At 34.8% G+C, this 15,861-nt stretch carries 13 protein-coding genes; 3 read left to right on the forward strand and 10 right to left on the reverse strand.

What is annotated here, in order from left to right:
- Nucleotides 1-26: 26 nt before the first annotated feature.
- From ACW9JY_RS01495 to ACW9JY_RS01530, 8 genes are all read right to left on the reverse strand, one after another.
- Entirely contained in the window at nt 27-905 is an 879-nt protein-coding gene (locus ACW9JY_RS01495; protein WP_457283113.1) for an FAD binding domain-containing protein, read from the reverse strand.
- Entirely contained in the window at nt 902-3,094 is a 2,193-nt protein-coding gene (locus ACW9JY_RS01500; RefSeq protein WP_457283114.1) for a xanthine dehydrogenase family protein molybdopterin-binding subunit, read from the reverse strand. The genes ACW9JY_RS01495 and ACW9JY_RS01500 overlap by 4 nt, the downstream gene beginning before the upstream one ends.
- A gap of 119 nt (nt 3,095-3,213) precedes the next feature.
- On the reverse strand, nt 3,214-4,224 hold the full coding sequence (locus ACW9JY_RS01505; RefSeq protein ID WP_457283115.1) for an ornithine carbamoyltransferase: 1,011 nt from the start codon (nt 4,222-4,224) through the stop codon (nt 3,214-3,216).
- Nucleotides 4,225-4,243: 19 nt separating this feature from the next.
- The gene (hydA, locus tag ACW9JY_RS01510; protein ID WP_457283116.1) at nt 4,244-5,599 is read right to left on the reverse strand and encodes a dihydropyrimidinase; all 1,356 of its coding nucleotides are present in this window, start codon (nt 5,597-5,599) and stop codon (nt 4,244-4,246) included.
- A 14-nt stretch (nt 5,600-5,613) separates the two neighbouring features.
- A complete protein-coding gene (locus ACW9JY_RS01515; protein WP_457283117.1) occupies nt 5,614-6,816 on the reverse strand; it encodes a YgeY family selenium metabolism-linked hydrolase in 1,203 nt (400 codons plus the stop codon).
- Between the two features lie 239 nt (nt 6,817-7,055).
- A complete protein-coding gene (locus ACW9JY_RS01520) occupies nt 7,056-8,303 on the reverse strand; it encodes a threonine synthase (protein WP_457283150.1) in 1,248 nt (415 codons plus the stop codon).
- 16 nt (nt 8,304-8,319) lie between these two features.
- Nucleotides 8,320-9,786 (reverse strand): phosphoribosylaminoimidazolesuccinocarboxamide synthase, encoded by a 1,467-nt coding sequence (locus ACW9JY_RS01525; RefSeq protein WP_457283118.1) that lies wholly within the window; start codon nt 9,784-9,786, stop codon nt 8,320-8,322.
- Nucleotides 9,787-10,042: 256 nt separating this feature from the next.
- A complete protein-coding gene (locus ACW9JY_RS01530; RefSeq protein WP_457283119.1) occupies nt 10,043-11,401 on the reverse strand; it encodes a uracil-xanthine permease family protein in 1,359 nt (452 codons plus the stop codon).
- Between the two features lie 304 nt (nt 11,402-11,705).
- Between ACW9JY_RS01530 and ACW9JY_RS01535 the strand changes: the two genes are divergently transcribed.
- Genes ACW9JY_RS01535 through ACW9JY_RS01545 form a run of 3 tightly spaced genes read left to right on the forward strand, consistent with a single transcriptional unit; the run spans nt 11,706 to nt 13,627 of the window.
- Entirely contained in the window at nt 11,706-12,029 is a 324-nt protein-coding gene (locus ACW9JY_RS01535) for a hypothetical protein (RefSeq protein WP_103077896.1), read from the forward strand.
- The gene (locus ACW9JY_RS01540) at nt 12,029-12,538 is read left to right on the forward strand and encodes a hypothetical protein (protein WP_457283120.1); all 510 of its coding nucleotides are present in this window, start codon (nt 12,029-12,031) and stop codon (nt 12,536-12,538) included. Before ACW9JY_RS01535 ends, ACW9JY_RS01540 begins: the two co-directional genes overlap by 1 nt.
- Nucleotides 12,539-12,547: 9 nt before the next feature.
- On the forward strand, nt 12,548-13,627 hold the full coding sequence (locus ACW9JY_RS01545) for a hypothetical protein (protein WP_457283121.1): 1,080 nt from the start codon (nt 12,548-12,550) through the stop codon (nt 13,625-13,627).
- A 106-nt stretch (nt 13,628-13,733) separates the two neighbouring features.
- Here the strand turns inward: ACW9JY_RS01545 and eno are convergent, their stop codons facing one another.
- Both eno and pyrH read right to left on the reverse strand, forming a co-directional pair.
- Nucleotides 13,734-15,032 carry a phosphopyruvate hydratase gene (gene eno, locus ACW9JY_RS01550; protein WP_457283122.1) on the reverse strand — a complete coding sequence of 433 codons (1,299 nt, stop codon included), beginning with the start codon at nt 15,030-15,032 and terminating at the stop codon, nt 13,734-13,736.
- A 79-nt stretch (nt 15,033-15,111) separates the two neighbouring features.
- Nucleotides 15,112-15,810: a UMP kinase gene (pyrH, locus tag ACW9JY_RS01555; RefSeq protein WP_457283123.1), complete on the reverse strand. Its 699-nt coding sequence runs from the start codon at nt 15,808-15,810 to the stop codon at nt 15,112-15,114.
- Nucleotides 15,811-15,861 lie beyond the last annotated feature (51 nt).

Consider the following 15,861-nt stretch of genomic DNA (forward strand, 5'->3'; position numbering starts at 1 on the left):
TCAACGTAAGTTTCAGTCATTCGAACTTAGCGACCATTACTTGAATTTGTTATCTCTATAATCGCCTTTTTAAAAATTGACCCTAAGGCTGGCTTTTTGTAGGGGGTAGACCATCTTTCACCAGTTATATTCACCATTTCGTCGCCTATTTTTTTTGCTAGCTCTTCTAAATTTAATTCGTTAGATTTTTTGTTTAGTATTTCCCTTTCTATGTTTTTAAATCTTACTGGAAAAGGTGTTGCGGAACCTGGAACGATTCTTATATCTTCAATTTTTAGGTCTTTTTTATTTATTTTTGCAGCCACAGCTAAGTTTAATCTTGCTATATTTAAAGCTCTTCTTCTTCCTATTTTTTGAAAACTAAAACGATAATTTTCATCTACCTTTGGTATTAGTATTTTAGTTACAAGTTCATCATGATTTTTACTAGTTTTGTAAGGACCAACAATATAATTATCTAAAGGTATGAGTCTTCTCCCCTTTACAGAGCTTAGCTCTATTTCGGCATTTAAAGCCATCAACGGAGGAATTAAATCTGCTGCTGGAGAAGCATTGGATATATTTCCTCCAACGGTACCTCTGTTTCTAATCTGGGTTGACCCTATACTCTTTGCTGCTGTTACAAGAAACGGAAAATGTTTATTGATAATTTTTGAATTTATCAACATTGTATGCGTACACAAAGGTCCTAACTCTACAGAATCTTCCGTTTCATCTATGAATTGAAGAGCTTTGATATTAGAAATATTTAAAATATAATCAAATTTTTCTAATCTAGAACTTTCTTTATGTATATCTACTAGTAAATCAGTCCCACCGGCTATTACTTTTATACTTTCATATTTGTGCAAATATTCCAAAGCAGCATCAACATCTTTAGCGGTTAAAAAATCATATTCAATCATTTTTTCTTCCTTCCTTTTTTCAAAGAATGACCTACCAGTATTTTTTCTAAGTTTATAGGCAAAGATCTTATTCTTTTTCCAGTTGCCTGGGCTACCGCATTTGCTATTGCAGCTGCACCTAACTCCAAGGTAGGTTCTCCTATAGATTTTGCACCGTAAGGTCCGTTAGGATCAGGATTTTCAACGATAATAGGAGTTATATCTGGCATATCTTTAACTGTGGGTATCAAATATTCGTCAAAATTGGTGTTATTGATGTATCCCTCGTTTATATCCAGCTCTTCCATGATCCCATATCCGAGGCCCATTGATATTCCACCATAAAATTGACCTAAAACATTCGCAGGATTGATAGCCCTTCCAACATCGTGAGCAGCTACCATTTTAAGCACTTTTATCTCACCTGTACCTATGTCAACTTCAACCTCGGCTATCTGACATCCATAAACGTATGTAAAATAAGGTCTGCCTTGCCCAGTTTCTTCATCCCAACTTATCTCCGGGGCTTTGTACCAACCGTATGAAGATAAAAAGACACCAGAGTTATATGCTTGGGAAACAGCTTCATCAAAGGAAATTATCTTTTTTTGATCTGGTGTATAGATCGAATTATCTTTAAATATTAATTCGTTAAATGCCAAATTATATTTTTTGACTATAAAATCCGTCAATTTCTTTTTAAGATTTTTAGCGGCGTCGAGTGATGCATTTCCTCCAACCAACGTTGCACGAGAAGCTACCGTAGAACCGCTGTCTGGGGAAACTAATGTATCGACAACCATGAAGTTGATCTTTTCAATATCGATCCCTAATTCTTCGGCTACAATTTGAGAAAAGACTGTTTTTAGTCCTTGTCCATTTTCAGCTAAGCCGCTGTAGAGATATACAGTTCCATCTTTTTGAATAGATAATATGATACCAGCTGCATCAACAGCTTCTGCTCCTAAACTACAACCTCTGTAACTTATAGCCATTCCTATTCCTTTTCTTTTATCGCCTTTTTGCTCTCGACTGTACTCTTTGTACTTTTCTATAAAATTGATCGAATCCGCAGCCTTTTTTATTACCTCTTCGAGGCTAACTTTGTGATTATCTAGTTTTTGACCACTTGCTGTTTCTGAATTGTCATGAAAAATATTTTTTAATCGAAGTTCTAAAGGGTTCATTCCGAGTTCTTGAGCCAATTCATCCATTAGAGATTCATTAGCAAATATGACTTGAGGAGATCCATACCCGCGCATGGCTCCCGTGTATACGTTGTTGGTATAATATCCATAAGTATCGGTCTTTACATTTGGAATTTCGTAAGGACCAGTTGCTTGAACAACAGACCTCCAAGTAACAAAAGGAGTTTGACACGCGTAAGCTCCACTGTCAGCGATTGCCTCTATTTCCATAGCCAGTAGCTTGCCTTCTTGTGTAGCCCCTACTTTGTACCTCATATTGTAAGGATGCCTCTTATAACTTTCGATAATTGATTCTTCCCTTGTGTTTTTTAATTTTACAGGCCTGTTGGTTTTTAAAGCTAGAACAGCGGCTCGAGCAGCCATAGAAGAAATTACTTCATCTTTACCACCAAAAGAGCCACCTATGTGATTTTGAACAATTCTAACTTGATTGAAACCAATTTTAAGAACTGAAGCTACCGCGTTACGGCAAGCAAAAGGATTTTGTACCGACCCATATATTGTAACTACACTATTGTTCTCATAAGGAACGGCAATTACAACCTCGGGTTCCATGTAGGCATGCTCAATAAATTGAGTTTGATACTCTCTTTCTAAAATTACATCACATCTTTTAAATCCTTCTTCTATATTACCTTTTCTGAGTTTGTGATGAATAACTTGATTATTATCTTTATCTTCATGAATAGATGGCGCGTTTTTAGATTCTAAGGGGTCAAAAATTCCTGAAATCTCGTCATATTCTACTTTTATACTTTCGACTGCTTTTTTTGCAGACTCTGGCGTTTCTGCAGCGACAACCGCTATTCCATCTCCTATGAAGTAAGTCCTTTCTTTAGCCAACACTTGTTGGTCGGGGATAATGACGCCAAATTCGTTGTTGGGTATATCATTTGCCGTTATAATTGCTTTTACACCAGGAATCTTTTTAGCTTCGTCTAAGTATATGTTCAATATTCTCGCAGAAGGATACTTAGATCTAAGTACTTTTGCATACAACATATTTGGAAATTCTAAATCATCAGCAAATTTAGCTTTTCCGGTTACCTTTTCGTATGCGTCAATTCTTTTTTTTGGTTGATTAACACTATTAAAAATAATTTTTCACCTCCAAATAGAGATCAGGGTCTTCCCCCCATAGTCAAAGCCATAATTGCCTTTGCTGTATGTAAACGGTTTTCTGCTTCATCATATATTATTGAATGAGGTCCGTCAATGACAGGATCAGTTACTTCTTTTCCTCTATCTGCTGGCATCGCGTGCATATAAAGAACATCTTTATCAGCCAATGACATTCTTCTTTCATCACAGATCCAATCTTTGTGCCTTTCAAGATTTTCTTTCATTTGTTTTTTCCCTTCATCCGTATCAGGATTTTCCACGCCTAAAAATCCACCCCAGTTCTTTGGAATTACAATTTGAGCTTCATCGAATGCTTCGTCCATATCGTTTGTGAACTTTAAACTTCCACCTTGTTTTTCTGCGTTTTGCTTTGCTTGTTCTATGATCTCTGACATAAGTGGAAATTCTTTTGGATGGGCTATAGTCACGTCCATTCCGTACCTTGTAAATAATAATGCCTGTGTTTGAGGTACGGACAAAGGTTTTGCGTGTGATGTGGCGTAAGCCCAAGATATAGTGACTTTAATATTTTTAAGATCATTGCCACATTTTTCTTTTATTGTCATCAAATCTGCCAATCCTTGTAAAGGATGATAAATATCATCTTGTAGGTTGATAACAGGTACATCGGCATATTTTGCCACTTCTCTGATGTATTTGTTTCCAATTCCATAGAAACAGTTTCTTATCGCTATGGCATGGCCGAATCGACTCAACACAATTGCGGTGTCTTTTGCGGATTCTCCGTGAGAAAGTTGCATCTTATCTGGCGTTAGATCATGAGCATGTCCACCAAGTTGTGTGATACCTGCTTCTATTGAGTTTCGAGTTCGTGTAGATTGTTCAAAAAACATCATAAAGACAGTTTTTGATCTCAACAAATGATCCGTAGGCTCTCCCAATGCAAATCTTAATTTAAGTTCTTTGGATACTTCAAAGACTGTTTCTAACTCTTCTTCACTCCATTCTTGCGTGGTTATAAAATCCTTTCCCCTAAAAAGTGTATTCATTTTATCTCCTCCGATATGATTATATGGCTTTTACGAACCTTCCAAATCCTTTTTCTCCTATGAATTTTCTATCTTTTACTATTACCTTTCCTCTTAAAATAGTTGTAATAGGAATTCCTTCTACTTCAAATCCTTCAAAAGGAGTGTATCCGGCTTTTGAATGAGTGTTAGAACTATTTAATACCTCCTTTAAATTTGGATCAAAAATAACTAAATCAGCGTCTGAACCTACAGCTATTGTTCCTTTTTTTGGGTATAATTTAAAAATTTTTGCAGGATTGGTGGAAAGCAGCTCAACCAAGTGGTTAATAGAAATTAAACCTTTATTTACTCCATATGTATAAACCAACGGGAGAAGTGTTTCTACTCCTGGAATACCAGGAAATATATCTAACGAATTTTCACCTTTTGATTTTTGTTCTGCATTGTATGCACAGTGATCTGTGGCAATTACGTCTATAAAACCTTTTTTAACACCTTCCCACAAAGCTTCGTTATCTTGACTTTCCCTCAAAGGAGGAGTCATAAGATAAAGTCTAGCTTTAGGACCTTTTAATAATTCCTTAGTTAATAAAAGATAATGGGGTGTGGTTTCGATATACAATTTAAAATCTTCTAATTTCTTGTAATCTTTTACAACCTGATAGCCTTTTTCAGATGAAAGATGTACGATGTATAACGAAGCCTTAGCTTTATGAGCAATCTCACAAATTTCTTTAACAGCCTTTTGTTCAGCTTCGCTTGGCCTTATATCTGGATGGTATTGAACATCTAATTTATTTTCTTTTTGAAATTTGATAATATTTTTTTCAATAATTTCATTATCTTCAGCATGAACAGCTACTATTAAATCATTATCTGAAGCTGCTCTAAATAAAGGTTCCCATTTCTCATGAGACAACATATATATATTTTTGTAGGTGGTGAAAGCTTTTAAACTAGATATTCCAAAATCTTTTATCTCTTTAAGCTGATGATTTTGCTTAAGTGGATTAAAATGGTTGTTAATGACCATGTGAAAATGAAAATCGATCACGGAATCTCTAGTTTCTTCAAATCTTTTTTCTAATCCCTTTATTAAAGAAACATCATCCATATCAGCAAAATCTATGTGTGTTGTTACTCCACCTAAAGCAGCTGATCTACCTCCCCAGTAAAAGTCGTCTATACTTGTGGTACCTCTAGCGTGTAAACTAAAATGCGTATGACTATCTATAATACCAGGGAAAACATACTTCCCACTTGCATCTATTACCTCTTCATCTATATTAGGGTCTAACTTAGCATCTATTTCTTTTATTTTCTCTCCTGCTATTCTAATGTCCTTTTTTTCAGTTTTTGTGGTGGTAACAACAAGACCGTTTTGTATTAACACTTCAATCCTTCCTTTTACGAGTATTTTTGAACGTACAGTTTAGGAATGCATGCATACATTGCAGCAGCCTTAACTAACTCGCTTTTCCAAGTTTTTTCGTTGGGAGCGTGTGCTTGATCTTCATGTCCCGGACCGAATCCAATACACGATATACCATACCTTCCCATTATTGAAACACCGTTGGTGGAAAAAGTCCATTTATCTACCAATGGTTTTTCTTCAAATAAGTTTTGATATGCATCTATGAGAGTTTTACAAGCAGGATGATCTTCCGATAGTACCCAGGCAGGAAAATAAGCTTGTGTGGGATATACTAATCCAGTGTAGGATGGCTTTTCATAAGTGTAAAGTTCCACATCGGCATTGTATTTTGCAGATGAAGGTAAGTTTTTAATCTCTTTTAACGCATCATTCCAATTTTCACCCCATGTCAATCTTCTATCTATAGATATTGAACAACCATCTGCAACCGCACATCTTGAAGGAGAAGAAAAAAAGATTTCAGAAACTGTCAGACTACCTTTTCCTAAGAAATCATCATCTTTTAAACAAGTGTGTAATACTTGGAGCTCTTTTATAACGTCAGCCATTTTATATATAGCGTTGTCTCCTCTTTCCGGAGCTGAACCATGACAACTAATACCATGCGTTGATACTTTAATTTCCATCCGCCCACGTTGGCCTCTATATATATTGCAAGAAGTTGGTTCTGTAATAACAACAAATTCAGGTTTAATTTTATCCTCTTCGATGATATATTGCCAACAGAGTCCATCACAATCTTCTTCTTGAACTGTTCCAGTAATTAATAGGGTATAATCATCAAATAAATCTAAATCTTTGATAATCTTGGCTCCATAAACCATAGAAGCCATCCCGCCTTCTTGATCACTTGCCCCTCTTCCAACTATAATTTCCTCATCTTCGTAACCTTTATGCGGATCGTAATTCCATAAATTTATATCTCCAATACCTACTGTGTCTATATGAGCATCCATAGCTATTAAGTGTTTTCCATTGCCGATGTAACCTAGAATGTTTCCCATAGGATCGATGTCTATTCGATCGAAACCTACTTTTTCCATTTCCTCTTTAATTCGTAAAATAACCTCTTTTTCTTTTCCACTTTCACTCGGAATAGCAATCATGTCCCTAAGAAATCTAGTCATATCTTTTTTGTACTCTTCTGCTTTTGATAGTATTTGTTGGTAATTCATATATTTTAATGAACCCCCCTTTTATTCAATAGTTTACTACTTTTAGAAACTCTAAAAAGTACTTTAAAATGTAATCTATATCTAATTTAGCGCCCCTTCGCCCCGCAGCCCACCCCATATAAGGATAAAGAAACATGGCTTCACCATCTAATTCTTGAAAATAATTTTATTTTTCATATAGATTATTGTGGTAGATTTATGATAACAAAAAAAATATCGTTCAACTATTAAATAAATTATTAAAAATTATAATCCTTTAATAATTGAGATAATTCTTTTAAATCTGGTTGCAAAGTTAGCGGAGCTCCTACGGCTTTTTCAGCATTTTTAATATCTTTTAGTCCATTCCCAGTAACAACAACCGCAACACTTTCAGTAGGTTTGATTATACCGTTTTCAACAGCTTTTTTTATACCAGCTAACCCTGCCACTCCTGCCGGCTCACCAAAAATGCCGGTATTCTTTCCTAAGATTTTTATCATATTTAATATTTCATCATCTGTAACGTTGATCATATTACCATCGGAATCTTTAACAGCCTTGATAGCTTTTATATAATTTCGAGGTTTTCCAACAGCAATACTATCAGCAATGGTATTTTCTGGAACAGGAACAAGATCTGTACCGTTTTTAAATGCCTGAGTAATTGGTGCACAACCTTCAGATTGCACTCCTAATAACCTCGGTAGTTTATCGATGAATCCTAATTGTTTTAAATCATACATGCCTTTCCAAGCACCTGCTATTGTACACCCATCACCCACAGAGTAAACTAACCAATCAACCATTTGCCAGTTTAATTGTTCAGCGATTTCAATTGAAGAAGTTTTTTTACCTTCAACTAAGTAGGGGTTAATCGCAGCGTTTCTGTTATACCATCCCCACTTATCAATAGCTTCTTGTGAGAGATAAAAAGTTTCTTCATAAGATCCCTTTACTGATAAAACTAAAGCTCCAAAAACCAACAACTGAGTGACCTTTCCGATCGGGGCTCGCGAGGGAACAAAAATAACAGCCTTCATTTCATTTCCCATAGACGCTATGTTCCCCGCCAACGAAGAGGCAGCGTTCCCAGTGGAAGCACAGGCGACGATGTTCATGCCTGCCTCTTGTGCTTTTACAACGGCTATAGCAGACGCTCTATCTTTCAATGAACCTGTTGGATTTAAACCATCATCTTTTATGTAAAGAGTTTCTATACCTAGTAGCTTTGCCATAATATTACTTTTATATAGAGGCGTTCCTCCCACCCTCAAGGGTGGCTTAGGGGTGTTAGGATCTATTGGTAAGAGTGGTGAATATCTCCATATAGATGGATCAGGATTTGCTTTTAAATCTTGCTTATTCCAATCTTTTTTTATCTTTTCGTAATCGTATTCAACATCTAAAATACCTTTTTCTCCACATTTTGGGCAAAGATATTGTGTAGGTGAAGCTTCGTATTTTTCCCCACAAGAAATACAAACCAAATCTTTTACATATTTCAGTTTTCTCCCCTCCAATTTAGCCTAATAATCCCGTTTTTTTGTTAAATTCAATTATTAATTGATCGATTTTATCTGCAATTTCAAAGGCGTTACCCCAATATTCTTCATCGTTGTACCATTGCTCGTTCAATTCTTCTAATTCTTTACCCTGCTGTTCTATCCAAGTATAGTATTTTAAATTGTGTATTCTTTTTTTATCATAATAACTCAGTTCCTGAATAAAGTCTGTTTTTACCCCCATTAGATGCTTCTCAAAATCTACAGCAGCCTGTTGTTCAGAATATTTACCTTTTTGTTCTTGTAACTCTTTAAGCCTAGAATCATATAATTCCATTGAATCAGTGAATACTGTCATCACAACATCTTTATCTGTTAATTCGTAGTATTTGGCAAATTTTATAGCGGAGAGAACATTTGCAATAGAAGAGATTCCTAGTAAAGATAAATTATTTACTACCGATGAAGAGACTCCCTGTTTTCTTAAAAAGTCTTTCCCTTCAGGTTCGTTGAAAAGCCTTATTAAATTCATAGCATCATTGTCATCTATCGCCATGACCATATCGGTATTTTTAACGTTATGAATCCAAGGCACATGTTTATCTCCTATGCCCTCAATTCGATGGGCACCAAATCCGTTGTATAATAAAGTGGGACACTGCAGTGCCTCTGAGACAGCTAATTTACTATTTGGGTACTTAGATTTTAAATATTCTCCTGAACCCAACGTTCCAGAGGATCCTGAAGTGAGTACGGTTCCTGCCAATCTGTCTTTTTCCCCCAGGATTTTTTGTAAGACTTCTTCCATAGCGGGACCTGTAACTACATAATGCCACAAACGATTGCCCATTTCATCGAACTGGTTGAAAATAACCACATTGTCGTGAGTAGACTTTAATTCATTACATTTATCGAATATCTCTTTTACGTTACTTTCACTTCCAGGTGTTCCAATTACTTCCCCTGCAACTTTTGATAACCATTCGAATCTTTCTCTACTCATACCTTCAGGCAATATAGCTATGGATTCACATCCCAAAAGCTGCGCGTCGTATGCACCTCCACGACAATAATTTCCGGTTGAAGGCCAAACGGCTTTTTGAGTAGTAGGATCAAATTGACCGGTTACAAGCCTTGGTACAAGGCACCCAAAGGTGGCACCAACCTTGTGGGAGCCGGTTGGGAACCATTTACCTACCAATGCCACGATTCGAGCTTTAACGCCTGTTAATTCAGATGGTAACTCAAAGTAATTTACATCGCCATATAAACCACCTTTTGGAACCGGTTCGTTTTTCCATGTAATTCTAAATAAGTTGTATGAATTAACATCCCATAAACCTATATTTTTTAACCTTTGTTTGATTTTTTCGGGAATTAAGCCGGGATCTCTCATTTGTGCAAAGGTTGGTATAATAATATTATTTTCTTTAGCCCTTTCTATCGCTTTTTCGAGCACATTTTTGTTAACAGTTAAATCTATCATCTTATTCCTCCTAAGTTTTTAAATATTTTTTAGATATGTTCTCATACTAGGGATCGAAACAGCTTCACCTTGATACACTTTTAAGATCAAAACCTTTTTTCTTCATTAACCTAATATTATACATCTTTTTGACCAAATAATTAAAACTTGATTTTCGTTGATAATTCAACTTAATCTTTCTTAGTTGTCTATAAAGATCAATAAACGGGATTAATCATAAATAATCAAATTTATTCATAAGTGGCAATAAGTAAACTTAAGCCTTGTACTCATTCTTTTCTTTTTTTTGTTCTGGCATGATGAGGTTTAAAATAAAAGCCGTCAAAGCGCCAACAGTAATGTTAGATGAAAAAATGACAGCTAACCATTCAGGAAGCCGATTCACTATATCAGGCCTATAACTGACTCCTAATCCTAAAGCTAAAGAAAGCGCTAAGATAAACATTTTTCTATCGTCTATTCCGCCTTTTACCGCAATTTTCATACCCGCCATAGCAACCATACCAAAAAGAGCTATAGTTGCTCCTCCTAAGACAGGTGCAGGCATAACGCTCACTAGAGCACCTATTTTTGGAAAGATACCGAGTAATATCAAAATAATTGCCACACCATACCCAACGACTCGGCTTGCGATCTTGCTTAGTTGGATAACTCCAGTATTTTGACTAAAGCTTGTATTAGGAAGAGTGTTGAAAACAGCTGCTAAAGCACTGCCTACACCATCCCACAAAACTCCTCTTTTTAATCTTTCTTCATGTACTTCACCTTCGATTGGTTCACCACTTACTTCAGCAATAGCTGTTTGATCACCAATTGTTTCAATTGTTGTAATAATATATGCTAAAATCCAAGGAATAATAAGTTTCCAATTAAATGATAACCCATATTTAAAAGGAACCGGAACGGTTATCCATCCGGCTTCTACAATAGGGGTAAAATCTACCATACCCAACGGTATTGCAACGAGATATCCTGCCATTAAACCAATTGCTACGGCTGCTGCTTTTATGATACCTTTTCCGTATACATTTGCAATTATGATAATTATTAATACAAACAAAGCAATGGATAAATTTTGAATATTCCCAAAATCGCTTGCTCCTGCACCTCCTCCGATATCCGTTATGGCGGCTTCTATCAAGCCAAAGCCTATTAACATAACAACGGTACCAGACACCAGTGGAGGAAAAATCTTTCGGGTTTGAGCTAAAAACCTACTCAAAATCATCTCAACAGGCGAAGTAACAAGAGCCATCCCTAGAACTAAAGGTAACCCTCCAACATTTGCTGCGACAATCGCCATCGGAACAAAAGTAAAACTCGTTCCTTCAACTACCAATAGCCCACTTCCTAAAGGCCCAATTCGTTTTACTTGGATGAAAGTAGTTACCCCTGAGATAATTAATGCCATGCTTACAAAATATCCTGTCTCTAATGGATCTAGACCCGCTGCACCTGCAATTATCAATGGTGGAGTCACAATACTGACAAACATTGCTAACATGTGCTGAATACTCAGAACAACCGTCTCATAAAACGGAGGTCTATCTTCAAGTTTGTATAAAACTTCTGTTTCCCTTTCTTCTTCCACGGTCTTTGTTGCGCTATCTCCCATTAATAATCACCCCTCGTATAACATGTATGGATATGATTTTTAATTAAACTTTAACTTTTATTATACTTTAATTTTGCTTTATTCGCAAGTAAAGTTTTTTATAGTTTAACGGGTTTAATCGTTTTTATTTACTGTTATTTTTTTGTAATTCCCCATAATCTGATATATTTAACTTAACGTATAAATTATGATATAATCTCAATATAGATTGAGAAGTAATTGTGCAGTTTTTAAAAAAGGTTGAGTTGTTCAACTTTTTAAGGTGTATATTGTTTAATTTTGATCAAAAAGGAGGACATTTACAATGTTTAACTTTTTTAAAAGAAATAAGTCAGACATTTCTAAAACCACGGATAAACAAGTTTTTTACGATGAAAAAAATGCATTAGTCATATATTTCAAATGTTCAAAATGTGGAGAGAAATTTAGGAGTTATCTTAGGAAAGGCTACGATTTTATTACGGATTACGATACAGGAGAGTACAAAATAAATAAAGAATATATCGGTTCAAATTGTTTTAACAGAATACACCTTTCTGCCACATTTGATAGGAATTATAAATTAAAAGAATACACTTTAGAAAACGGGGAAGTTATTAATAAAGAAGAATGGGAGGAAAAAAGCTAATGCCTAGAACAAAAGGTGAAAAAGATACTAACGTAAATTTATTTGAATATCGACCCGTCAGACCATTCATACAGATACCAGAAAAGGTACTTATGTATATTTTGCAACTAACCCCGTCGTCTTTTGCAAAGGTATATTTATACTTGTACAACATGAGCTACGGACTTGGGTACGATCATACAGTTACCCATACCAGTGTGCGCGAAATAGCTTCAAATTTGAATATTAGTATTGGAAGAACGCAAAATGCAATTACTTATTTTAAAAAAATTAAAGCAATAGAAAAAATAGAATCAAGAGCGGTAATTGGAACAAAATACAAAGTAAACGTACCTGAATATTCTTCTTCTTTTAACAACTGGTACTTCACTGCCCCCAATAAAGTTAGATACATAATGATGAAAGAGAAATTGCTTACTTCGGAGAAGTTGGTTACTTCCAAAATCAAACGCTATAAATCTGTTAAAAAATCTTTGGAATTGGGTTTGTTTGATGATCTTGAAGAGTAGGTAATTACAATGTATGACAAATTGTTGAGTTTAATCCTTTCTCAAAATAATTCCTTTTTATTGGATTACGCAAAGAAGAATAATATTAATAGAATAGTAGGTACAGTTCTTTATTCAAAGGATAACATAGTTATAATAGGTGTTAAAGATTTTCTTTTCCTACTAGAAAATCAAAGCAATCAACATTTTAAAACAGGTATTAGGGTAAATTTAAATTTTTTAAAATCACAAAAAAAAACAAATAATATAGATGGTCCAATTAAGATGAAATATTTGGGTGAGTCATCAAAAGATGGCTTTAAACTAAGTTTGAAATTCCCAAACTTTAAAGATATCGATGCTATTAATCTTAAATCTCCTAACATCACCGAATCACAAAATTTTAAAGCATCAATATGGCTCTCGGAATTTTCTCGAACCCTAAATGGACAATTGAAAAACTTAAAATTTGATAATTTGGAAACCCGCGAGATAACTTCCTTTAAAAAACTAACTGAGAAGATAGTAGCTGCACTTCTAAAATCTTTTAAAGATACCTTAAACTCCGTCTTATCTCCCTCTCATTCTGCCAATAAAATCGTAGATATGATAAGAGCATATATTTCTAAAAGGAATAATCCGGATTTTTTCTCTAAAAACGAGATAAGGCTAATGAAAGAATTATTAACCTTGCAAGAGAAAGATAAGAATATCTTGCTTAATAAAAATGAATCCCAAATTATCAAAAAAAATAATATAGTGGATAAAACATTAAGTTCTTACTTAACTATCAAAAATCTAAGCTTAGAAACAAAAACGCCACTGATGTTTTTTTCGATCTTTGGGATGCCCATATTTTTTACCATTGATAGAGAATATCAAAATAATTCAAAAAGTTATCAGAATAAGACAATGAACCAAAAGTTAAATTTAATCCTTTTGACCAATAACTTTGGGGTTGTAGATGCACATATACAGAGTTTTGAGAAGGAAATTTATATAAGTTTCGAATTGGAGAATAACTCTGAGTATTTTAAATTAAAAACGCAGTATCTCATAAAAAAATTGGAAAAGAAAGATTATCAGGTAAAAAGAATTGATTTTGTATGATAAAAATAATTTCGTTCAAGTATTATAATAAATATATTTATTTAAAAAAACCGGTGGTTTCTTACTTCACCGGTTTTTTAATGAACTATTTTAATTTAAATATACACTACTTTTTAATTGAATAAAAGGCATTCAATCCTCTATATTGCGCTGTTGCACCAAGTTCTTCTTCGATTCTTAACAATTGATTATATTTTGCTATCCTGTCGGTTCTCGAGAGTGAGCCAGTCTTAATAAAGCCTGCATTTACAGCTACTACCAAATCGGCAATGAAGGTATCTTCCGTTTCTCCAGAACGATGAGATACAACGGCAGTCATATTATTTTTGTAGGCTAATTCAATGGCATCGAGAGTCTCTGTTACACTCCCTATTTGATTCAATTTGATCAAAATAGAGTTTGTAGCTTTTAAATCTATACCTTTTTGCAATCTTTTAACATTAGTAACGTATAAGTCATCACCAACTATTTGTACCCTGTCTCCCACCTTTGCAGTGAATTCAGAGTAACCTTCCCAGTCCTCTTGATCGAAAGGATCTTCTAATGATTTGATAGGATATTTATCAATTAATGATATATAATAATCTGCTAATTCAGAGGCACTCATTTCTTTTCCATCAACAGAGTATTTCTTTGTCTCTTCATTGTAAAACTCGGAAGCAGCCGCATCCATAGCGATGAAGATTTGTTTACCAGGTTCGTAACCAGCGGCTTGTATGGCTCTAATAATATATTTTATAGCTTCTTCATTCGAACTTAAATTTGGAGCAAAACCACCTTCATCTCCAACAGAAGTTATGTGCCCTTCTTTTTTCAAAATATTTTTTAAATTATGGAAGACTTCGGCTCCTGCCCTCAAAGCGTCTTTAAATGAATTAAATCCAGCGGGCATAATCATGAACTCTTGAATATCTAAATTATTATCAGCGTGTTGTCCACCGTTTACTATATTCATCATTGGTACGGGTAAAACTTTGGCGTTCACTCCACCTAAATACTTATAAAGAGGGAGCCCTAAGGAGTTTGCTGCAGCTCTCGCCACCGCCATAGAAACAGCTAATATTGCATTAGCGCCAAGATTTTCTTTGTTTTCTGTTCCATCTAAGTCCAACATCACTCTATCTACGTTAACTTGATCAAAGGCGTTCAATCCAACGACTTCTTGCTCAATAATGTTGTTTACGTTGTTCACCGCTTTAGTAACACCTTTTCCCAGGTAATAATCTTTATTACCATCTCTCAATTCCAAAGCTTCAAATTTACCTGTTGAAGCACCTGAAGGAACAATAGCTGAGCCCGTTACACCTGTAGATAAAGTAACCTCTGCTTCAACGGTTGGATTTCCCCTTGAATCTAATACCTCTCTCGCTTTTACTGATACTATTTCATCATAAAACTTTTCCATCAAAGAACACCTCCAGAAATTTATCTTTTTATATTTTTGTTCAAATCTCGAATATAACTCGGGCTTAAATGAGAATTTGTTAGTAGTTGACTTTAGTGCCTATATTCTCTCCTTCTATAGCTTTAAGCAAGTTCCCTTCTTTGAAAAAATTAATAATCAATATGGAAAGATTATTTTTTTCACATATTGAAAAAGCCTCTGTATCCATTACTTTTATTTGCTCTTTAATTGCTTGTTCATATGTTATGATATCATATTTTTTGGCATCTTCGAATAATTTTGGATCTTTATCGTATATTCCATCCACCTTGGTGGCTTTAACAAGTATATCTGCATTCATTTCTATCGCTCTCAATGCGGCAGCAGTATCCGTAGTGAACAAAGGGTTGGAAGTTCCGCCACCAAATAAGACAATATACCCAGCTTCAAAATACTGTTCAATAAAATCATATTTAAGTGGCATTACAGAAGGCAAATTAACAATCGGGGAAACTACTATACTTTTTATACCATTCTTTTCGAAAACATTTTTAAGATAGAGTGAATTTATGACAGTGCCCAACATCCCTAATTGATCTGCCATTTGAATTCGGAAATCTTTCAGCTCTTTTCCCCTAAAAATGTTGCCAGCTCCTATGACGATCCCCAATTTAATATTTAAACTATGGATTTTCTGGATCTCGTTCACCAGATATGTTAACATTTTCTCAGAAAATCCTTTTCCCCCTTCACCACTCAAAGCTTCCCCACTTAATTTTAGTAATACTCTTTTGTACATAGGGCCTCCTTTTAAATACGAGAATGCAGTTTTATAGTTAAAAGAAAAAGT

This window comes from Petrotoga sp. DB-2 (genome assembly GCF_054051725.1).